A 19,506-nucleotide genomic window follows, 5' to 3' on the forward strand; every position below is an offset into this window, starting at 1 on the left:
TGCGGTGCTGAACCGTTTGTCCACAGGCTGAGGCCGCCTGTAGCCAAAATGCGTCAACGACCGAACAATCGGTAGGGAGGGGTTCGCCCGCCCCATCAGCTCCCTGTCCGCAGGAGGTCGCGCCATGACGGTCCTTGAGCAGCCCGGTGCCTATCGACCCACTCCCCCGCCCGCCTGGCAGCCCCGCGTCGACGCCGCCCCGCTGCTGCCCGACGCGGAGCCGTACCGCCTGCTGGGCACCGACGCCGCGGCCGACATCGATCCCGCCCTGCTGACCCGGCTCCATCGAGAGCTGGTCCGCGGCCGCCGGTACAACGCGCAGGCCACCGCCCTGACCAGGCAGGGCAGGCTCGCCGTCTACCCCTCCTCCACCGGTCAGGAGGCCTGCCAGGTCGCCGCCGGGCTCGTGCTCCGCGAGCAGGACTGGCTCTTCCCCAGCTACCGCGACACCCTGGCCGCCGTCGTCCGCGGCATCGACCCGGTGCAGGTCCTCACCCTGCTGCGCGGCGACTGGCACTCCGGCTACGACCCGCGCGACCACCGGGTGGCCCCGCTGTGCACCCCGCTGGCCACCCAGCTGCCGCACGCGGTGGGCCTGGCACACGCGGCCCGCCTCAAGGGAGACGACGTGGTGGCGCTCGCCCTGGTCGGCGACGGCGGCACCAGCGAGGGCGACTTCCACGAGGCGCTCAACTTCGCCGCGGTATGGCGGGCCCCCGTCGTCTTCCTCATCCAGAACAACGGCTTCGCGATCTCCGTCCCGCTCGCCAAACAGACCGCCGCCCCCTCCCTCGCCCACAAGGCCGTCGGATACGGCATGCCGGGCCGGCTGGTCGACGGCAATGACGCGGCGGCCGTGCACCAGGTCCTGGGCGAGGCCGTCCGCCGGGCGCGCGCGGGCGGCGGCCCCACCCTCGTCGAGGCCGTCACCTACCGCGTCGACGCCCACACCAACGCCGACGACGCCACCCGCTACCGCTCCGACGCCGAGGTGGAGGCCTGGCGCGCACACGACCCGATCGACCTGCTGGAGGAGGCCATGCGCGCCCGCGGCCTGCTCGACGACCAGGCCGTGCGGGCCGCGCGCGAGGCCGCCGAGCGGCTGGCCGCCGATCTGCGGACGCGGATGCACCAGGACCCGCCCCTGGAACCGATGGACCTCTTCGCGGACGTCTACGCGGAGAAGACCGGCCAGCTGCGCGAGCAGGCGGAGCTTCTGCGCGCGGAGCTCGGCGCCGAGGAGGGCGAGCGATGACGGCGACCGCGGTCAAACCCGCCACCATGGCCCAGGCCCTGGGCCGCGCGCTGCGCGACGCGATGGCCGCCGACCCGGCCGTCCACGTCCTCGGCGAGGACGTGGGCACGCTGGGCGGCGTCTTCAGGGTCACGGACGGGCTCGCGAAGGAGTTCGGCGACGACCGCTGCACGGACACTCCGCTCGCGGAGGCCGGCATCCTGGGCACCGCGGTCGGCATGGCCATGTACGGGCTGCGGCCCGTCGTCGAGATGCAGTTCGACGCGTTCGCCTACCCCTCCTTCGAGCAGCTCGTCAGCCATGTCTCGAGGATGCGCAACCGCACCCGCGGCGCGCTGCCGATGCCTATCACCGTGCGGGTGCCCTACGGCGGCGGCATCGGCGGCGTGGAGCACCACAGCGACTCCTCCGAGGCGTACTACATGGCGACGCCCGGCCTCCATGTGGTCGCCCCGGCCACCGTCGCCGACGCATACGGGCTGCTCCGCGCCGCCATCGCCTCCGACGACCCGGTCGTCTTCCTCGAACCCAAGCGGCTCTACTGGTCCAAGGCCGAGTGGTCCCCCGACCACCCCGAGGAGGTCGCCCCCATCGGCCGCGCCGTGGTGCGGCGCCCGGCCGGCGGCGGCCGGGCCGCCACCCTCGTCTCGTACGGGCCCTCGGTGCCGGTCTGTCTGGAGGCCGCCGAGGCGGCCACGGCCGAGGGCTGGGACCTGGAGGTCGTCGACCTGCGCTCGCTGGTGCCCTTCGACGACGAGACGGTGTGCGCCTCCGTCCGCCGGACCGGGCGGGCCGTCGTCGTCCACGAGGCCACGGGCTTCGGCGGCCCCGGCGGGGAGATCGCCGCCAGGATCACCGAGCGCTGCTTCCACCACCTGGAGGCGCCGGTGCTGCGCGTCGCCGGATTCGACATCCCCTACCCGCCGCCGATGCTGGAGCGGCACCATCTGCCCGGCGTCGACCGGGTGCTGGACGCGGTGGCCCGGCTCCAGTGGGAGTCGGAGTGGACCGAGGGGAGGGCGGTGTGATGGCCGAGGTGCGCGAGTTCACCCTGCCCGACCTGGGAGAGGGGCTCACCGGGGCGGAGATCGTGCGCTGGCTGGTGGAGGTCGGCGATGTCGTCGCGGTCGACCAGCCGGTCGTGGAGGTCGAGACCGCCAAGGCGATGGTGGACGTGCCCTGTCCGTACGGCGGGGTGGTGACCGCGCGCTTCGGCGAGGAGGGCACCGAACTGCCGGTCGGGGCGCCGCTGCTGACGGTCGCCGTCCCGACGGCCGAGGGCCCGCCCCCGAGAGCCGAGAGCCCGCCCCCGGCGGCCGGGGAAGGGTCCGGCAATGTGCTGGTCGGCTATGGCACTTCGGCCCCGGCCGGCCGGCGCCGCCGCGTCCGTCCGGCCCCGCCGGACCCGGTCTCCCCGGCGGCGCCCGCCCCGGCCTCCCCGGCGGCTCCCGCCCCGGCCGGGAGCCCTGCGCCGTCGCCGGCTCCCGGCCCGGTGGCCGCGCGCCCGGCACCGTCCGCGCCGGGGCTGGGCCAGGTCGCCGACGGGGTGGCGCGGTCGTCGGCGCCCGGTCGGCACGGCGATGGCCCGGTCCCCGTCATCTCGCCGCTCGTCCGGCGGCTGGCCCGCGAGCACGGACTGGACCTGAGCGAGCTGCGCGGCTCAGGACCCGACGGCCTGATCCTGCGCGGAGACGTTGAACAGGCCGCGCAGGCCGCGCAGGCCGCACAGGTCGCCGAGGCCGCGCAGGCCGCACAGGTCGCACAGGTCGCACAGGTCGCCCAGGTCACGGAAGCCGCGAAGGCGGCACCGGCCCCGCAGGCGTCGGCCGCGCGTCCGGCCGACGGGAAGCGCGTCGTGGTGCGGGGCGTGCGCGGCGCCGAGAAGCTGGCCCGCAGCCGGCGGGAGATCCCCGACGCGACCTGCTGGGTGGACGCCGACGCGACCGAGCTGCTGGCCGCCCGCGCGGCCATGAACACGGCCGGGCCCAAGATCTCCCTGCTCGCCGTCCTGGCCCGCATCTGCACGGCGGCCCTCGCCCGCCACCCCGAGCTGAACGCGACGGTCAGCGAAGGCGAGATCACCCGCCGCGCCGAGATCCACCTCGGCTTCGCCGCGCAGACCGACCGCGGCCTGGTGGTCCCCGTGGTGCGTGACGCGCACGCCCGCGACACGGCCGGACTGTCCGCCGAGATGACCCGCCTCACCGAGGCCGCCCGCTCCGGCACCCTCTCCCCCGGCGAGCTGACCGGAGGCACCTTCACGCTCAACAACTACGGCGTCTTCGGGGTCGACGGCTCGACGCCGATCATCAACCACCCCGAGGCCGCGATGGTCGGCGTCGGCCGGATAGCCGCGAAGCCGTGGGTGCACCAGGATGAGCTGGCGATACGGCAGGTGGTGCAGCTGTCGCTCACCTTCGACCACCGGGTCTGCGACGGCGGCACCGCGGGCGGTTTCCTGCGCTATGTGGCCGACTGCGTGGAACACCCGGCGGTGCTGCTGCGGTCGCTGTAGCGGGGCCGGCCGGGAAGCCGCCCTCGGGGTCTGCACCGGCTGTCACAGGGACATACTCATGGGGTGACGTTTGACGCTGTGATCCTGGCCGGAGGCGCCGCCCGGCGGCTGGGCGGCGCCGACAAGCCGGCGCTGCGGGTCGGCGCCCGGCCGCTGCTGGACCGGGTGCTCGGCGCCTGCCAGGGCGCCGGCCGGACCGTCGTCGTCGGGCCGCGCAGACCGACCGCGCGGTCCGTGGACTGGACCCGCGAGGAGCCGCCCGGCGGCGGGCCGGTCGCGGCCGTCGACGCCGGGGTGCGCCGGACCACGGCGCCCGTCGTCCTCGTGCTCTCCGCGGATCTGCCGTTCCTCACCGGCGACACGGTCGGGGCGCTCGTCCAGGGCCTCGGACAGGCCGAAGGGGTGCTGCTCACCGACTCCGGCGGCCGCGAACAGCCCCTGGTCGCGGCGTACCGGGCCGAGCCGCTGCGCCGGGAGATCGCCCTGCTCGCGGCCGAGCACGGCGGGCTGGCCGGGCTGCCCCTGCGGCTGCTCACCGCCGAGCTGACCCTCGCCCGGCTGCACCACCCCACCGCCTCCTTCGACTGCGACACCTGGGAGGACATCACCACCGCCCGCGCACGGATCAGGGAGCATGGACACGTGTTGGATGAATGGATCGCCGCAGTGAAGGCCGAGCTGGGCATCGACCTCGATGTCGATGTCTCCGCCCTTCTCGACCTCGCCCGGGACGCGGCGCACGGCGTCGCCAGGCCCGCCGCGCCGCTGACCACCTTCCTCGTCGGCTACGCGGCCGCCCAGCAGGGCGGCGGCCCCGAGGCGCTGGCCGCCGCCACCGGCAAGGCGGCCGCGCTCGCCGCCCGCTGGGCCGAAGAGGCCGAGTCGACGGGATGACGGACCGGGACCCCCGCGGCGGCGACGCGCTGGACCGCGAGCTCGACGAGGCGCTGGCGCTGGCGAAGGACCAGGGCCCGTATCCGCGGCGCGCCGAGACCTGGGCCGAGGGGCCCGTTCACCGCGACGACGCCGACGACGCCGAAGACGCCGAAGACGCCGATCACGCCGATGCCCTCGGCAACCCCGAGAACCGCGGCAACCCCGAGAAGCCCGAGTGGACCGACCCATGGACCACGGTGCCGCGCGACCGGGCGCCGCGGGCGCGACGGCCCTCCGGCGCCCCCGCCCGCCACCGGCCCGCCACCACCTGGCCCGATGCCCGCGCGATCGCGGCCCGCGCCCCCCGGAAGGCCGTGGCCAAGGCGGCCCCCCTCGCCCGGCCGCTCGCCGAGGCCCTCGGCCACGTCCTGGCCACGCCCCTCACCGCCCTCACCGACCTGCCGTCCTTCGACACCTCCGCCATGGACGGCTGGGCCCTCGCCGGCCCCGGCCCCTGGCGGCTCCCCGCCGGCGAGCAGTCCATCCTGGCCGGCCACGCCGAGAGCGACCCGCTCCCCGACGGCCACGCGATCCGCATCGCCACCGGCGCCCGCATCCCGCCCGGCGCCACCGCCGTGCTCCGCACCGAACACGGCACCGCGGGCGACGGCTGGCTGTACGCCGCCCCCGGCCACCCCGTCACCCCCGGTCAGGACATCCGCCCCCGAGGCCAGGAGTGCCGCAGCGGCGATCTCCTGCTCCCTGCGGGCGCCCTGGTCACCCCCGTGATACTGGGCCTGGCCGCCGCCGCCGGTTACGACGAGCTGCCGACCGTGCCCCGGCCCCGCGTCGAGATCCTGGTCCTCGGCGACGAACTGCTGCGCGAGGGCCTCCCCCACGACGGGCGCATCCGCGACGCGCTCGGCCCGATGCTCGCCCCCTGGCTGCGCGCGCTCGGCGCCGAGCCGACGGCGACCCGCCGGCTGGGCGACGACGCGGAGGCGCTGTACGCCGCCGTGGCCGGATCCCCCGCCGATGTCGTGCTGACCACCGGCGGTACGGCCGCCGGCCCCGTCGACCACGTCCACCCCACGCTGCGCCGGCTGGACGCCGAGCTGCTGGTCGACGGGGTGGCGGTGCGCCCCGGCCACCCGATGCTGCTGGCCCGCCTGGCCCCGGAGAAGCATCTCGTGGGGCTGCCGGGCAATCCGCTGGCCGCCGTGTCCGGCCTGCTGACCCTGGCCGAGCCGCTGCTGCGCACGCTCACGGGCCGCCCGGCGGCCACTCCCTGCCCGGCCCCGCTGGCCGCCGCCGTCCAGGGCCATCCGCGCGACACCCGACTGGTCCCGGTGGTCTTCCGGGGCGACGAGGCGCTTCCGCTCCGCTTCAACGGCCCGGCCATGCTGCGCGGGGTCGCTGTCGCGGACGGCCTTGCCGTCATCCCGCCCGGTGGCGCGGGCCGGGGGAGCGAGGTCGAGGTCCTGGATCTGCCCTGGTCCGCGGCGTGGCCCTCGGCGGCGGGCGGCCCGGGAGACCCGGCGGTCGGGCCGTGGCACCTGCTGTGACCGCCCCGACGGTCTGGACCGTCCAGACCGTCCGGGGGTGTCCGCCGGCCACGTGGCGGAGCCGCACATCGACGCTGTTCCCCACCCCGCCCCTTCCCGTAACCCGGGGCTCCGCCCCTGGACCCCGAAGTCCGGTGGCGGAGCCCCGCCCGGTGGCGGAGCCCCCCCCGGTGGCGGCGCCCCCCGGCGGTAGAGCCCCCCGGCGGTAGAGCCGATCGACACTATGGGAAGGGGCGGGGTGGGGGAGGGCGGCCGCACCGCCCTGACATCGTGCCCTCGCGCCCCGTGCCGGGCGCGGACCCCAGGCAGTAGCCTCGCCGCCATGTATGCGATCACCATCCCCGAACCCGGCGGCCCCGACGCCCTCGTGTGGGCGGAGGTCCCCGATCCCGTACCCGGCGAGGGCGAAGTCCTGGTCGAGGTCGTGGCCGGCGGCGTGAACCGCGCCGATCTGCTCCAGCGCCAGGGCCACTACCCCCCGCCCCCCGGCGCCCCCGACTACCCCGGCCTGGAGTGCTCGGGCCGGATCGCGGCGCTGGGCCCCGGCGTCAGCGGCTGGTCGGTCGGCGACGAGGTGTGCGCGCTGCTCGCGGGCGGCGGATACGCCGAGAAGGTGGCGGTGCCCGCGGGGCAGCTGCTGCCCGCGCCGTCCGGCGTCGACCTGGTCACCGCGGCCGCCCTCCCCGAGGTGACCGCGACCGTGTGGTCGAACGTCTTCATGATCGCCCACCTCCGGCCGGGCGAGACCCTGCTGGCACACGGCGGCTCCAGCGGCATCGGCACCATGGCGATCCAGCTCGCGAAGGCGGTCGGCGCGCGGGTCGCGGTCACGGCGGGCAGCGCCGAGAAGCTGGCGGCCTGCCGTGAGCTGGGCGCCGACATCCTGATCGACTACCACGAGCAGGACTTCGTCGAGGAGGTGCGCAAGGCCACCCAGAACGCGGGGGCGGACGTGATCCTGGACATCGTCGGCGCGAAGTACCTCGCCCAGAACGTGGCCGCGCTCGCCACCAACGGACGGCTGGCGATCATCGGCCTCCAGGGCGGGGCGAAGGCCGAGCTGAACCTCGGCGCGCTGCTGGCCAAGCGCGGCGCCGTGATGGCCACCAGCCTGCGCAGCCGCCCTCTCGCGGAGAAGGCTGCGATCGTCGCGGCGGTGCGCGAGCACGTCTGGCCCCTCGTCGAGAGCGGCCGGGTGCGGCCCATCGTCGACCGTACGATCCCGATGCGCGAGGCGGCCGAGGCGCACCGTGTGCTCGAGCAGAGCGGGCACGTCGGCAAGGTACTGCTGACGGTCTAGCCAGCCAGGCGCCGGGCGGTCCCGGATGCCGTGCCCATGCCGTCGTGTGACGCTGGATACGTCATGCGACGGCCCGGCACGGGAGGGTGACGGCCGTGAGACCTGAGCTCCGTACGCTGCGCACGCTGCCGGTGGTGCTGGTGATGGCCGGTGTGGCGGTGGTGGCCGCGCCGGTGGCGCGCGCCGACGACGACGAGCTGGCCGGGACCCGCGCCGGGGAGGGCCGGGCGCACCCGGGGCGCACCGGGGAGCCCGACGTCGTCCCGCCCGCCGCGTCGGCCGCGCCCGTACCGTCCCGGCGGCCCGGTCGGCCGGACGGCCCCGCGACGCCCGCGCCCAGCGCGGCGACCACCCCCGCCGCGCGGCAGCCACAGGACGCGTACGACGCGGAACCGAACGACGCGGTGCCCACCGGGCGGGCGCTGCGCGTGCTGCCGATGGGCACCGGCCTGGCCCTGATGGGCCTGGGCCTCGGGCTGGCGTTCCTGGGCCTGCGGCTGCGCCGCCACTGAGCCCGGCGGCGGCGAGCCCGGTGGCGGCGAGGTCGGGCGCCCGGGAAGGGGTGCGGCGGCCGCCCGGGGAGCGGTGCCCGAATCCTGGTCACCCGCCCCCTCCGTACGTCTGTACGTGCGGAACAATGGGGGTATGAACCAGCCGATGAACGAACGATCGCAGGAGAGCCCGCACGTCCTGGTCGTCGGTCCGGACGGCATGGCCCTCGGCAGCGCTCCCGGCGACAGCGGCGGTGACGACGAGTCGCGCGAGGTTCCCGTGACGGACATGGTCGAACAGCCGGCCAAGGTCATGCGCATCGGCAGCATGATCAAGCAGCTCCTGGAGGAGGTCCGCGCGGCGCCTCTCGACGAGGCCAGCCGGGTCCGGCTCAAAGAGATCCACTCCAGCTCGGTGAAGGAGCTGGAGGACGGCCTCGCGCCCGAGCTGATCGGCGAGTTGGAACGCCTCTCGCTCCCCTTCACCGACGAGGCGGTCCCGACCGAGGCCGAGCTGCGCATCGCCCAGGCCCAGTTGGTCGGCTGGCTCGAAGGGTTGTTCCACGGCATTCAGACGACGCTGTTCGCCCAGCAGATGGCGGCGCGTGCGCAGCTGGAGCAGATGCGCCGGGCCCTGCCGCCGGGCTTCGGCGGCGAGGACGGGGAGGGCGGGCCGCAGCACGGCGGTGCGCGTTCGGGTCCGTATCTGTAAGCCGCTACCTATAGGCCACCTTTACTACGGCGGGCCGTTCCGGGGACTCCCGAGTCCCGGGAACGGCCCGCCGCCTCCATGGGCGATAGTGGCCCATCGCCGAGCCCCCGGATTGTCCCCTGACAGCGGTCCGGCCGCTTTCTCACCTGGGCCGACAGTCCCAAGAGGCAGAAAGAGGTAGTACCACCATGCGCGTCTTCGTCGCGGGAGCCACCGGCGCGGTCGGCCGCCGTCTCGTCCCGCTTCTCGTGGCGGCGGGGCACGAGGTCACCGGCGCTACGCGCACCGGGGAGGGGGCGGAGCGGCTGCGCGCGCAGGGGGCCTCGGCCGTGCGCGTGGACGTCTTCGACGCTGCCCGCGTGCACCGGGCGGTCGCGGACGCCGCCCCCGACGCGGTCGTCCACCAGCTGACCGCCCTGGCCAACGGCGACCGCGCGGAGAACGGGCGGATCCGCAGGGAGGGCACCCGCCACCTCGTCGACGCCGCCAAGCGCGCCGGGGTCAGGCGCATCGTCGCCCAGTCCATCTCCTGGGCCTACGCGCCCGGTGACGCCCCGGCCGGCGAAAGCACCCCGCTCGACCTGGAAGCGGAGCCGCCGCGGGCCGGGATGGTCGACAGCCTGCGGGCGCTGGAGGAGGCCGCCGCGGAGATCGAGACGCATGTGGTGCTGCGCTACGGGACGTTCTACGGCCCCGGCACCTGGTACGCGCGGGGCGGGCCGCTGGACGCGGCGCTGCGCGGCGAGCAGGCGGCGGGGGATCCGGCGGGGGATCCGGCGGGGGATCCGGCGGCGGCGCTGGTCGGCCTGCCCGTGGCGGGCGACGCGGTCGGCTCGTTCGTCCATGTCGAGGACGCCGCCCGGGCCGCGGTGGCGGCGCTGGACTGGCCGACCGGCACCGTCAACATCGTGGACGACGAACCGGCCCCGGCCCACGCGTGGCTGCCGGCGTTCGCGGACGCCGTGGGCGCGCCGCCGCCCGCCCCCGCCGCGGACGGCGGCAGGGAGGGCTGGGAGCGGGGGGCCGACAACACCCTCGCCCGCCGCCGGCTCGGCTGGCGGCCGCTGCACCCGACCTGGCGGACGGGGTTCACGGCGCTGTGACGGCGAAGGGGCCCGGCGGATGCCGGGCCCCTTCCCCAAAACGACGATCAGACGACGACGATCAGACGACGACCACGATCAGCCCGGCATCCCCGTGGAGACGGTCAGCTCGATGGTGTCGGTCTTCGGGTCGTACGGCTCGTAGTTGCGGTACGTGTAGTTGAGGACGGTGCCCTTGCCCCACAGGTTCTCGTCTTCCGTGACCACGTTGTACTTCCAGCCCGCGGCCCGGATGCACTTCTTCACCGAGTCGATGTAGAGGTTCTGGAAGTCGGGCACGTTGTAGGCGCCCTTCTGGTCGTAGGCCTCCGAGGCGTCGGTGCACTTCTCCGGGTCGATGACCTTGGTCTTGTCGCCCTCACGGAATCCGGACGGGGGCGCGGACGACGAGGCGGACTTGGTGTCCTTGCCGTCGTCGCGCGCCTGCTGGTCGTCGGATCCGCCGCCGCCCCCGCTGAGGGCGATGACCAGGACCACCGCGACGACCGCGATCGCCGCGACGACCGCCGAGCCGATGATCACGCGCTTGTTGCCGTTGTCGCCGCCCTGGCCGCCGCCCGAGGACGGGGCCGAGGCGGGCGAGACGGTGTACGGCGGCGGGGTTTGGGCGCCGCCCTGCGCGTACGGCGCGGGGGGCGGGGTCTGCGCCGGGGCCGGGGCCGGGGTGCTGTAGCCCCCCTGCGCCATCGGCTGACTGGGCGGCGGCGGGGTGGAGGGGCCGAAGCCGCCGAACCCGCCGGAGGACTGCGGCTGGTACGGGGTCTGGACGCTCCCCATGCCCGGGCCGGGGGTGTGCTGGTCGATCGGCGGGAAGACGGCCGAGCCCACGCCGGAGCCGCTACGGGCCGGCGGGCCGCCGCTGATGATGATCGGGTTTGCGCCGGTCTGTCCGGTGCGGGAGACCCGGGCGCACTCGTCGCGCATCGCCTCGGCGTTGGGGAACCGCTCGTTCGGGTTCTTCTTCAGCGCGCGGGCGACCAGCGCGTCCACCGCCGGGGGAATGGACTGGTTGATCGTGGAGGGCGCGACCGGCTCCTCCTGGACGTGCGCGTACGCGATGGCGAGCGGCGAGTCCGCGTCGAACGGCAGCCGGCCCGTCAGCAGCTCGAAGAGCATGATGCCGACCGAGTAGAGGTCGCTGCGGGCGTCCACGCCGCGGCCGAGGGCCTGCTCGGGCGAGAGGTACTGCGGGGTGCCGACGACCATGCCGGTCTGGGTCATGGAGGTCACGCCGGACTGCATGGCGCGGGCGATGCCGAAGTCCATGACTTTGACCACATTACGCTTGGTCATCATCACGTTACCGGGCTTGATGTCGCGGTGGACCAGCCCCATCTCGTGGCTGATCTCCAGCGCGGCCAGCACGTCAGCGGTGATTTTCAGCGCTTTTTCCGTGGGCATCGCGCCGTACTGCCGGGCATCGGCGTCGAGCACGGAGCGCAGCGGCTGGCCCTCCACGTACTCCATGACGATGTACGGCATCACGGAGCCGTCGATCGTGTCCTCGCCGGTGTCGAAGACCGAGACGATGTTGGTGTGGGTCAGCTTGGCGACGGCCTGGGCCTCGCGGCGGAAGCGCTCGCGGAAGGACTGCTCACGGCCCAGTTCGGTGTGCAGGGTCTTGATCGCGACCTGGCGGTCGAGAACGCTGTCGTAGGCCAGGTGGACGGAGGCCATACCGCCCTCGCCGAGCAGGTCCCGCAGCTGATAGCGGCCGCCCGCGAGCGATTTCCCCTCGTACCGGCCCGGTGCGCCCTGCTGGCTCATTTCTTACGTCCCCCTCGGCGCACTCACTAGCTTGACGCGCACGTTCCGACCCACTGATGATCTTCTTTGACTCGATACCCCGGCCCAGTCTGCCCCAGGCCACGGACACGTCAAGCGGCGTGCCCGTTCCGTGACCGGATGTGCAAGAACCCGTCACGCGATTTGCCTGGCCTCACCTACAGCAGGTTTGATGGCCGGTCCATCACGAACCGGTGCGCGGCACGAACCCTGTAGCGTGCTCTAGCAGCAAACCGTACCGCCCGCGAGCGGGGCGATCGCGATGAGACCCCCACCCAGATCAGACGGCGAGGACCGATGGCACAGACCCAGAGCGCCCAGGGGCCCTCCGAACCTGACGCCACCGGGGCCGGAATGCCGGACTCACCCGAGGCGTGGGGTAACGGCGGCCTGGTCGGCGACGGCCGCTACCGACTCACCAGCCGACTCGGCCGCGGTGGCATGGCCGAGGTGTTCGCGGCGGAGGACGTGCGGCTCGGCCGTACGGTCGCGGTGAAGCTGCTCCGCGCCGACCTGGCGGAGGACCCGGTCTCCAAGGCCCGCTTCACCCGCGAGGCCCAGTCGGTCGCCGGGCTCAACCACCACGCCGTCGTCGCGGTCTACGACTCCGGCGAGGACATCGTCGGGCAGCCCGGGTCCATTCAGAGCACCGTGCCGTACATCGTCATGGAGCTGGTCGAGGGCCGTACGATCCGCGATCTCCTGGTGAGCGCCGAGGCGCCGCCCGCGGACCAGGCGCTGATCATCGTCTCGGGGGTGCTGGAGGCGCTGGCCTACAGCCACCAGCACGGCATCGTGCACCGCGACATCAAGCCGGCGAACGTGATCATCACCCACAGCGGCGCCGTCAAGGTGATGGACTTCGGCATCGCCCGCGCCCTGCACGGGGCCGCCTCCACCATGACCCAGACCGGCATGGTCATGGGCACCCCGCAGTACCTCTCGCCGGAGCAGGCGCTCGGCAAGGCCGTCGATCACCGCTCCGACCTCTACGCCACGGGCTGTCTGCTCTATGAGCTGCTCGCGCTGCGCCCGCCGTTCGTCGGCGAGACCCCGCTCTCGGTGGTCTACCAGCATGTTCAGGACATGCCGGTGCCGCCGTCGGAGATCTCCGGGGGCGCGGTGGCGCCGGAGCTCGACGGGCTCGTGATGCGCTCGCTGGCCAAGGACCCGGACGACCGCTTCCAGAGCGCCGAGGAGATGCGCGGTCTGATCCAGTACGCCCTCCAGATGCTGACCGAGGCGGGCGGCCACACCGGCACCTGGAGCACCGGCCCGGTCACCCAGCACCTGGGCGGCTCCACCGGCGCCATGGGCATGGCCGGCACGACCGCCATGCCGCACCCGGGGCACGGCGACACCAGCCAGCAGCCGATCCTTCCGGGCGGTCGCCGCGACGACGGCGGCTACGACGGTGGCTACGACGACGGTTCCGGCCGCGGCGGCCGTGGCCGGATGTGGCTGCTGGCCGTGCTCGCGGTGATCGCCATCGCGGTCGGTGTCGCCTTCGCGATAAACCAGGGCGGCGACGACAACAAGAAGGGGCCGGGCAAGACCGAGACGTCGACCAGCCAGACGCCCACGAAGAAGCCGACCGAGGAGCCGTCGGACGAGGCGACGACGTCGAGCGGGCCCACCGAGACCTCCGGGGACACGGGCGGCTACACCGGTCCTACGGAGCCCGCGTCGCCCTCGTACAGCGAGAGCGCCACCACGCCCCCGCCGGACACGGAGACCGACGCGCCCTCCGCCGACCCGACCGACACCGAGACCACCCCGGGCGACGGCCAGGAGACCACCCCGACGACCACCCCGCCGTCGAGCGACCCGACCGATCCCGGGACCACCGACCCGGCCACCGGCGGGGTCGGGGTGGGCTGACCGGAGACCGCCCGGCAGGGTCCGCCGCGCTCGCCGCGCCCGCCGCACCCCGGCGGGCGCCGCTCAGCCGCAGAAGGCGTCGCGGACCGCCTCGTACTCCCGCGTCCACCACACCGCCAGGGCCGCCGCCGCGGGGAACAGCGGATCGGCGCGCCGGTCCCCGTCCTGGTAGCGCCAGCGCAGCATCCAGAAGTCGTTGAGCCGCTCCCACCACACCCGGTGCACTGCCGCCGCCATCTCGGCGGCCCCGGCGCCCGTCTCGCAGCGGTACGCGCGCGCGTACGGCCGCACCTTGTCCAGCTCCAGCGGGCCGTCCGGCCGTACGAAGAAGATCGCGGCGGCGCGGACCGCCTCCTCGGCACGGGGCTGCACCCCGAGCCGGTCCCAGTCGACGATCGCGGCCGGTTCCGTGTCGCGGTAGAGCAGGTTCAGCGGGTGGAAGTCGCCGTGGACCCAGCCGGTGGCCGGGATGGCGTCGGCCTCCGGGCGGCGGTGCGCGTGCCGCTCCAGCAGGGCGCGCCGTTCGATCAGGCGGTGCTCGGCCAGCCCGTCGAAGCTGTCGTGCCGGCGGCTGCCGCGGGCGAGGACGAGCAGCCGGTCGATGAGGGTGAAGGTGTACTCGGGGTCGGCGGAGGACTCGGGGGGCTGCCGGTCGGCGGCGCGGGCCTCCACGACCTCCTCCAGACAGGTGTGGACGAGCCCGAGCAGCCCGCCCAGCCGCCAGGACTGGACGGGCGTCAGCTCGCCGCCGACGCGGTGCCGCCCGTCGACCCAGGGGTGCAGGGCGTAGCAGCGGCCGCCGATGACCACGACGGTGCGGCCTTCGGCGTCGGGGACGGGCGGGGCGACGGGCACCCCCAGGGTCTCCAGCAGCTGGGTCACCCGGTGCTGGCGGGCGATGGCGGCGTGGTCCCCGTCCAGGTGGTGCTTGAGGAAGAACCGGCCGCGGGTGGTGGCCAGCCGGTAGCCGCGGTTGAGCAGGCCCTCGGCGACGCGCTCGCAGGACACCGCCTCGCCGGTGCGGTCGTAGCGGCGTAACAGCGCGCTCAGGGTTTCCCCGTCGGGAGCGGTCTCGGCGGAGGTTACATGTGAGCGCGACACGCGCCAGATGTTAGATCAACGAACGCGTTGGCCACGGCGCGAGTTGACGCGGGCGTGCGGTCAGTGCTTCTGCGGCTGGGTCTTCCGGGCCTCGGCCGGGGCTTGTGAAGGGGCCTGTGAAGAGGCCTGCGAAGGGGCCTGCGGCGCGGTCTGTGACGGGGCCTGTGCCGGAGCCTGTGTCCGGGCCTGGAACCGGGCCACATAGGCGGCGGCCTGCGAGCGGCGCTCCATGCCGAGCTTGGCCAGCACCCCGGAGACATAGTTCTTGATCGTCTTCTCGGCGAGATGCAGCCGCTCGCCGATCGCGCGGTTGGTCAGCCCCTCCCCGATCAGCACCAGGATCCGGCGCTCCTGGTCGGTGAGGTCGGCGCTCAGGTCGTCACCGAGCCGGGCCGCGGCCATGCCCGTGCCCGTGCCCGTACTCAGCCCCGCACCCCCGCCCGCGCGCACCCGCTCCAGCATGCGGGCCGTGGCGGCCGGGTCGAGCAGGGAGCGGCCCGCCGCCACGTCCCGTACGGCGGCGAGCAGTTCGTCGCTTCCGATGTCCTTGAGGACGTACCCGTAGGCGCCCGCCATGATCGCGTCGATGAGGGCGGTGTCGTCGGCGAAGGAGGAGAGCATCAGGCACCGCACCTCCGGGTGGTGGGCGCGGACCTCCCGGCAGACCTCGACGCCGCTGCCGTCCGGCAGCCGGAGATCCAGCAGGGCGACATCGGGGTGCGCGTCGGGGATCCGGGCGAGGGCCTCGGCCACGGTGCCCGCCTCGCCGACCACCGCCATGTCCGGCTCACCCGAGAGGAGCTCATGAACACCGCGTCGTAGGATTTCATGGTCGTCGAGCAGGAAAATGGTGATTTTTCCTTCTTCGCGCACGAATCCAGTCTCACACACCGAGTCTTCTTGCGTCTTTCCATGTCTTTCCGCGCCGTTGTCCTGAGAGATAACGTGCGGTTGTTCCGACGGGCTGCGGGGCTGTGACCAGTGGTTGTTCCACTTCTGCGCGATTTACTTGGAAATCCAAGCAAAATTGCAGGTCAGAAGGGGTTTCGCAGAGATGCTACCCACTGGGTAACGTGCCCTTTGCAGGGCCAGCCGCCGGGATACCTGTCACGCCCGGTCGGTCTTCGGCGCACCCACCCCGTGCGCTGTCGCCGAGCGAGCGAGCCGCAACTGGCCGCCGGCGGACCCCGGGGGCCGGACAGACGGAGGAGTACACGTGACCGTGGAGAGCACTTCAGCGCGCAAACCGCGCCGAAGCGGAGCCAAGCGCACCAGCGCGAAGCGGCGAGCGGCCGACCAGCCCGAGCTCGTCCAGCTGCTGACCCCCGAGGGTGAGCGGGTCGAACACCCCGAGTACTCCCTGGACCCCACGCCCGAAGAGCTGCGTGCCCTGTACCGGGACATGGTGCTGAGCCGGCGCTTCGACGGCGAGGCCACCACCCTCCAGCGCCAGGGCGAGCTGGGTCTGTGGGCCTCGCTGCTGGGCCAGGAGGCCGCCCAGATCGGCTCCGGCCGGGCCCTTCAGGACGACGACTACGTCTTCCCCACCTACCGCGAGCACGGCGTGGCCTGGTGCCGCGGCGTGGACCCGGTGAATCTGCTGGGCATGTTCCGCGGCGTGAACCACGGCGGCTGGGACCCCAACAGCAACAACTTCCACCTCTACACCATCGTCATCGGCTCGCAGACGCTGCACGCGACGGGCTACGCGATGGGCGTGGCCAAGGACGGCGCGGACACCGCGGTCCTGGCCTACTTCGGGGACGGGGCCTCCAGCCAGGGTGACGTCGCCGAGGCGTTCACCTTCGCCGCGGTCTACAACGCCCCGGTGGTGTTCTTCTGCCAGAACAACCAGTGGGCCATCTCCGAGCCCACCGAGCGGCAGACCCGCGTCCCCCTCTACCAGCGCGCCCAGGGCTACGGCTTCCCGGGCGTCCGGGTCGACGGCAACGACGTGCTGGCCTGTCTCGCGGTCACCAAGGTCGCGCTGGAGCGCGCCCGCACCGGCCAGGGCCCCATGCTCATCGAGGCGTTCACCTACCGGATGGGCGCCCACACCACCTCCGACGACCCGACCCGCTACCGCCGGGCCGAGGAGCGCGAGCTGTGGGAGACCAAGGACCCGATCCTGCGGCTGCGCACCCACCTGACCGCGCAGGGCCTGGCGGACGACGCCTTCTTCGCCGAGCTCGAGGAGGAGAGCGACGCGCTCGCCAAGCGGGTGCGCGACGCGGTACGGGCCATGCCGGACCCCGACGACATGGCGCTCTTCGAACACATCTACGCCGACGGGCACCCGCTGGTCGACGAGGAGCGCGCGCAGTTCGCCGAGTACCAGGCTTCGTTCGCTTCCGCCGAGGAGGGCAACTGAGATGGCCGCCCAGAAGATGTCGCTCTCCAAGGCGATCAACGCATCGCTGCGCACGGCGCTCGAGAACGACCCCAAGGTCCTGATCATGGGTGAGGACGTCGGCAAGCTCGGCGGGGTCTTCCGTGTCACCGACGGCCTCCAGAAGGACTTCGGCGAGGACCGGGTCATCGACACCCCGCTCGCCGAGTCCGGCATCGTCGGCACCGCGATCGGGCTCGCGCTGCGCGGCTACCGCCCGGTGGTGGAGATCCAGTTTGACGGGTTCGTCTTCCCGGCTTACGACCAGATCGTCACGCAGCTCGCCAAGATGCACGCGCGCTCGCTGGGCAAGGTCAAGATGCCGGTCGTCATCCGCATTCCGTACGGCGGCGGCATCGGCGCGGTCGAGCACCACAGCGAGTCGCCGGAGGCGCTGTTCGCGCATGTCGCCGGGTTGAAGGTGGTCTCGCCCTCCAACGCCTCCGACGCCTACTGGATGCTCCAGCAGGCCATCGGCAGCGACGACCCGGTGATCTACTTCGAGCCGAAGCGCCGCTACCACGACAAGTCCGAGGTCGACACCGCGGCGATCCCCGACCCGCTGCACATCGCCCGGGTGGCCCGGGCCGGCACCGATCTGACCCTCGCCGCGTACGGACCCATGGTCAAGGTCGCGCTCGACGCCGCCGGCGCGGCCGCCGAGGAGGGCAAGTCGCTCGAGGTCGTGGACCTGCGGTCGATGTCGCCGATCGACTTCGACACCCTTCAGCGTTCCGTCGAGAAGACCGGCCGGCTGGTCGTCGTCCACGAGGCACCGGTCTTTTTGGGAACTGGCGCGGAGATCGCCGCACGGATCACCGAGAGGTGCTTCTATCAGCTTGAGGCCCCGGTGCTGCGGGTCGGCGGTTTCCACGCCCCGTACCCGCCGTCGCGGCTGGAGGACGAATACCTCCCGGGCCTCGACCGGGTGCTCGACGCCGTTGACCGCGCGTTGGCGTACTGAAGGGCTTGAGGAGAGTCGTGACCATGGCTGCAACCGATCAGCGCTTCCGTGAGTTCAAGATGCCCGACGTGGGCGAGGGACTCACCGAGGCGGAGATCCTCAAGTGGTACGTGGCGCCGGGTGACACGGTCGCCGACGGCCAGGTGGTCTGTGAGGTCGAGACCGCGAAGGCGGCGGTCGAGCTGCCCATTCCGTTCGACGGGGTGGTGCACGAGCTGCGCTTCGGCGAGGGCACCACGGTGGACGTGGGCACCGTGATCATCGCGGTGGACACCCGGCCGGGCGACGGGGACGCGCCCGCGCCGCCCGCCGCGGCCCCCGCCGAACCCGCCCGGTCCGCCGAGACCGCCCAGGCCGCCGAGGCGGCTGCCGAGCCAGAGGGCCGCCAGGCCAATCTGGTCGGCTACGGCGCCGCGCCCTCGTCGACCAAGCGCCGCCCGCGCAAGCCGCGGCCCGGCCTGGAGGCGGCGCCCGCCCAGGGCGTCCCGGCCCAGCCGCTCCCCACCCCGACCCCCGCACCCGCACCGGCGGCCCCCGCACCGGCGGCCTCCGCACCGGCGCCCGCCCCCGCCGTCGCGCCGTCTCAGGCGGAGCTGAACGGCCACGGCAGGGCCGCGCGCCCGCTGGCCAAGCCCCCGGTCCGCAAGCTCGCCAAGGACCTGGGCATCGACCTGGCGGCGGTCACACCGACCGGCCCCGACGGCACCATCACCCGCGAGGACGTCCACGCGGCCGCGGCCCCCGCGCCCGCCGCGGTGGCCGAGCCCGTGGCGGAGCCCGCAGCGGCCGTGGCGGAGGCGGCCCCTGCCTCCGTCGTCGGCCGGGAGCGCCGGGTGCCGATCAAGGGCGTACGGAAGGCCACCGCCCAGGCGATGGTCAGCAGCGCCTTCACGGCCCCCCACGTGACCGAGTTCGTCACCGTGGACGTCACCCGCACGATGAAGCTGGTCGCCGACCTCAAGCAGGACCCGGACCTGGCCGGGCTGCGGGTGAACCCGCTGCTGCTGGTCGCCAAGGCCTTCCTGGTGGCGATCCGGCGCAACCCGGACGCCAACGCGGCCTGGGACGAGGGCGCCCAGGAGATCGTCTACAAGGACTACGTCAACCTCGGCATCGCGGCCGCCACGCCCCGGGGGCTGATCGTCCCCAACATCAAGGACGCGGGCTCGCTGACCCTGCCCGAACTGGCGTCCGCTCTTGGCGAGCTTGTCGCCACCGCCCGCGAGGGCCGGACCAGCCCGGCGGCGATGTCCGGCGGCACGGTCACCATCACCAACGTCGGCGTCTTCGGCATCGACACCGGCACCCCGATCCTCAACCCCGGAGAGTCCGCGATCCTCGCCTTCGGCGCGGTCAAGCTCCAGCCGTGGGTCCACAAGGGCAAGGTCAAGCCGCGCCAGGTGACCACCCTCGCGCTGTCCTTCGACCACCGGATGATCGACGGCGCGCTGGGCTCCAAGGTGCTCGCGGACGTCGCGGCCATCCTGGAGCACCCCAAGCGGCTCATCACCTGGGGCTGACCTCCGGCCCCTGCGGCCCCTACAGCCCCTGCGGCCCCTACGGCCCGGC

At 73.8% G+C, this 19,506-nt stretch carries 15 protein-coding genes and 1 pseudogene; 13 read left to right on the forward strand and 3 right to left on the reverse strand.

Going from position 1 to position 19,506, the window contains the following annotated elements; all coding sequences use genetic code 11:
* Window positions 1–124 precede the first annotated feature (124 nt).
* From pdhA (ACH4S9_RS35510) to ACH4S9_RS35550, 9 genes are all read left to right on the forward strand, one after another.
* Window positions 125–1,255 carry a pyruvate dehydrogenase (acetyl-transferring) E1 component subunit alpha gene (pdhA, locus tag ACH4S9_RS35510; RefSeq protein WP_311725947.1) on the forward strand — a complete coding sequence of 377 codons (1,131 nt, stop codon included), beginning with the start codon at window positions 125–127 and terminating at the stop codon, window positions 1,253–1,255.
* Window positions 1,252–2,283 carry an alpha-ketoacid dehydrogenase subunit beta gene (locus tag ACH4S9_RS35515; protein WP_352130665.1) on the forward strand — a complete coding sequence of 344 codons (1,032 nt, stop codon included), beginning with the start codon at window positions 1,252–1,254 and terminating at the stop codon, window positions 2,281–2,283. Before pdhA (ACH4S9_RS35510) ends, ACH4S9_RS35515 begins: the two co-directional genes overlap by 4 nt.
* Window positions 2,283–3,770: a dihydrolipoamide acetyltransferase family protein gene (locus ACH4S9_RS35520; RefSeq protein ID WP_398375908.1), complete on the forward strand. Its 1,488-nt coding sequence runs from the start codon at window positions 2,283–2,285 to the stop codon at window positions 3,768–3,770. The genes ACH4S9_RS35515 and ACH4S9_RS35520 overlap by 1 nt, the downstream gene beginning before the upstream one ends.
* A gap of 63 nt (window positions 3,771–3,833) precedes the next feature.
* A complete protein-coding gene (locus ACH4S9_RS35525; RefSeq protein WP_311725945.1) occupies window positions 3,834–4,664 on the forward strand; it encodes an NTP transferase domain-containing protein in 831 nt (276 codons plus the stop codon).
* Window positions 4,661–6,211 carry a molybdopterin molybdotransferase MoeA gene (locus ACH4S9_RS35530; protein ID WP_398375669.1) on the forward strand — a complete coding sequence of 517 codons (1,551 nt, stop codon included), beginning with the start codon at window positions 4,661–4,663 and terminating at the stop codon, window positions 6,209–6,211. The genes ACH4S9_RS35525 and ACH4S9_RS35530 overlap by 4 nt, the downstream gene beginning before the upstream one ends.
* 322 nt (window positions 6,212–6,533) lie before the next feature.
* Complete coding sequence (locus ACH4S9_RS35535; RefSeq protein ID WP_311725943.1) at window positions 6,534–7,511, forward strand: NAD(P)H-quinone oxidoreductase; 978 nt, start codon at window positions 6,534–6,536, stop codon at window positions 7,509–7,511.
* Window positions 7,512–7,606: 95 nt separating this feature from the next.
* On the forward strand, window positions 7,607–8,023 hold the full coding sequence (locus ACH4S9_RS35540) for a hypothetical protein (RefSeq protein ID WP_311725942.1): 417 nt from the start codon (window positions 7,607–7,609) through the stop codon (window positions 8,021–8,023).
* Between the two features lie 133 nt (window positions 8,024–8,156).
* Entirely contained in the window at window positions 8,157–8,714 is a 558-nt protein-coding gene (locus tag ACH4S9_RS35545) for a bacterial proteasome activator family protein (protein ID WP_311725941.1), read from the forward strand.
* Between the two features lie 188 nt (window positions 8,715–8,902).
* Entirely contained in the window at window positions 8,903–9,817 is a 915-nt protein-coding gene (locus tag ACH4S9_RS35550; RefSeq protein ID WP_398375672.1) for an NAD-dependent epimerase/dehydratase family protein, read from the forward strand.
* Between the two features lie 78 nt (window positions 9,818–9,895).
* Here the strand turns inward: ACH4S9_RS35550 and ACH4S9_RS35555 are convergent, their stop codons facing one another.
* Window positions 9,896–11,584 carry a protein kinase gene (locus ACH4S9_RS35555; RefSeq protein WP_311725939.1) on the reverse strand — a complete coding sequence of 563 codons (1,689 nt, stop codon included), beginning with the start codon at window positions 11,582–11,584 and terminating at the stop codon, window positions 9,896–9,898.
* Between the two features lie 315 nt (window positions 11,585–11,899).
* Here ACH4S9_RS35555 and ACH4S9_RS35560 point away from each other — a divergent pair, with 315 nt between their 5' ends.
* Window positions 11,900–13,483 (forward strand): protein kinase, encoded by a 1,584-nt coding sequence (locus ACH4S9_RS35560; RefSeq protein WP_311725937.1) that lies wholly within the window; start codon window positions 11,900–11,902, stop codon window positions 13,481–13,483.
* A 63-nt stretch (window positions 13,484–13,546) separates the two neighbouring features.
* Here the strand turns inward: ACH4S9_RS35560 and ACH4S9_RS35565 are convergent, their stop codons facing one another.
* Together ACH4S9_RS35565 and ACH4S9_RS35570 are read right to left on the reverse strand one after the other, a co-directional pair.
* Window positions 13,547–14,584, reverse strand: a complete 1,038-nt coding sequence (locus ACH4S9_RS35565; RefSeq protein ID WP_311725936.1) for a phosphotransferase — start codon at window positions 14,582–14,584, stop codon at window positions 13,547–13,549.
* Window positions 14,585–14,767: 183 nt separating this feature from the next.
* A pseudogene (locus tag ACH4S9_RS35570) lies at window positions 14,768–15,457 on the reverse strand (response regulator); the annotation flags it as partial.
* A 343-nt stretch (window positions 15,458–15,800) separates the two neighbouring features.
* On the opposite strand from ACH4S9_RS35570, the gene pdhA (ACH4S9_RS35575) reads away from it, so the two are divergent.
* The 3 genes from pdhA (ACH4S9_RS35575) to ACH4S9_RS35585 are packed head-to-tail and all read left to right on the forward strand — an operon-like array spanning window position 15,801 to window position 19,457.
* Window positions 15,801–16,955 (forward strand): pyruvate dehydrogenase (acetyl-transferring) E1 component subunit alpha, encoded by a 1,155-nt coding sequence (pdhA, locus tag ACH4S9_RS35575; protein ID WP_398375675.1) that lies wholly within the window; start codon window positions 15,801–15,803, stop codon window positions 16,953–16,955.
* 1 nt (window position 16,956) lies between these two features.
* A complete protein-coding gene (locus ACH4S9_RS35580) occupies window positions 16,957–17,937 on the forward strand; it encodes an alpha-ketoacid dehydrogenase subunit beta (RefSeq protein WP_311725933.1) in 981 nt (326 codons plus the stop codon).
* Between the two features lie 23 nt (window positions 17,938–17,960).
* Window positions 17,961–19,457, forward strand: coding sequence for a dihydrolipoamide acetyltransferase family protein (locus ACH4S9_RS35585; RefSeq protein WP_398375677.1), 1,497 nt, complete (start codon window positions 17,961–17,963; stop codon window positions 19,455–19,457).
* Window positions 19,458–19,506: the final 49 nt, after the last annotated feature.

This window comes from Streptomyces sp. NPDC021225 (genome assembly GCF_044332865.1).
In the GTDB taxonomy this organism is placed as follows: Bacteria; Actinomycetota; Actinomycetes; order Streptomycetales; family Streptomycetaceae; genus Streptomyces.

Coding starts and splice junctions, on each gene's coding strand:
- pdhA (WP_311725947.1), top strand. CDS start 125: ATGACGGTCCTTGAGCAGCCCGGTGCCTATCGACCCACTCCCCCGCCC.
- ACH4S9_RS35515 (WP_352130665.1), top strand. CDS start 1,252: ATGACGGCGACCGCGGTCAAACCCGCCACCATGGCCCAGGCCCTGGGC.
- ACH4S9_RS35520 (WP_398375908.1), top strand. CDS start 2,283: ATGGCCGAGGTGCGCGAGTTCACCCTGCCCGACCTGGGAGAGGGGCTC.
- ACH4S9_RS35530 (WP_398375669.1), top strand. CDS start 4,661: ATGACGGACCGGGACCCCCGCGGCGGCGACGCGCTGGACCGCGAGCTC.
- ACH4S9_RS35535 (WP_311725943.1), top strand. CDS start 6,534: ATGTATGCGATCACCATCCCCGAACCCGGCGGCCCCGACGCCCTCGTG.
- ACH4S9_RS35545 (WP_311725941.1), top strand. CDS start 8,157: ATGAACCAGCCGATGAACGAACGATCGCAGGAGAGCCCGCACGTCCTG.
- ACH4S9_RS35550 (WP_398375672.1), top strand. CDS start 8,903: ATGCGCGTCTTCGTCGCGGGAGCCACCGGCGCGGTCGGCCGCCGTCTC.
- ACH4S9_RS35555 (WP_311725939.1), bottom strand. CDS start 11,584: ATGAGCCAGCAGGGCGCACCGGGCCGGTACGAGGGGAAATCGCTCGCG.
- ACH4S9_RS35560 (WP_311725937.1), top strand. CDS start 11,900: ATGGCACAGACCCAGAGCGCCCAGGGGCCCTCCGAACCTGACGCCACC.
- ACH4S9_RS35580 (WP_311725933.1), top strand. CDS start 16,957: ATGGCCGCCCAGAAGATGTCGCTCTCCAAGGCGATCAACGCATCGCTG.
- ACH4S9_RS35585 (WP_398375677.1), top strand. CDS start 17,961: ATGGCTGCAACCGATCAGCGCTTCCGTGAGTTCAAGATGCCCGACGTG.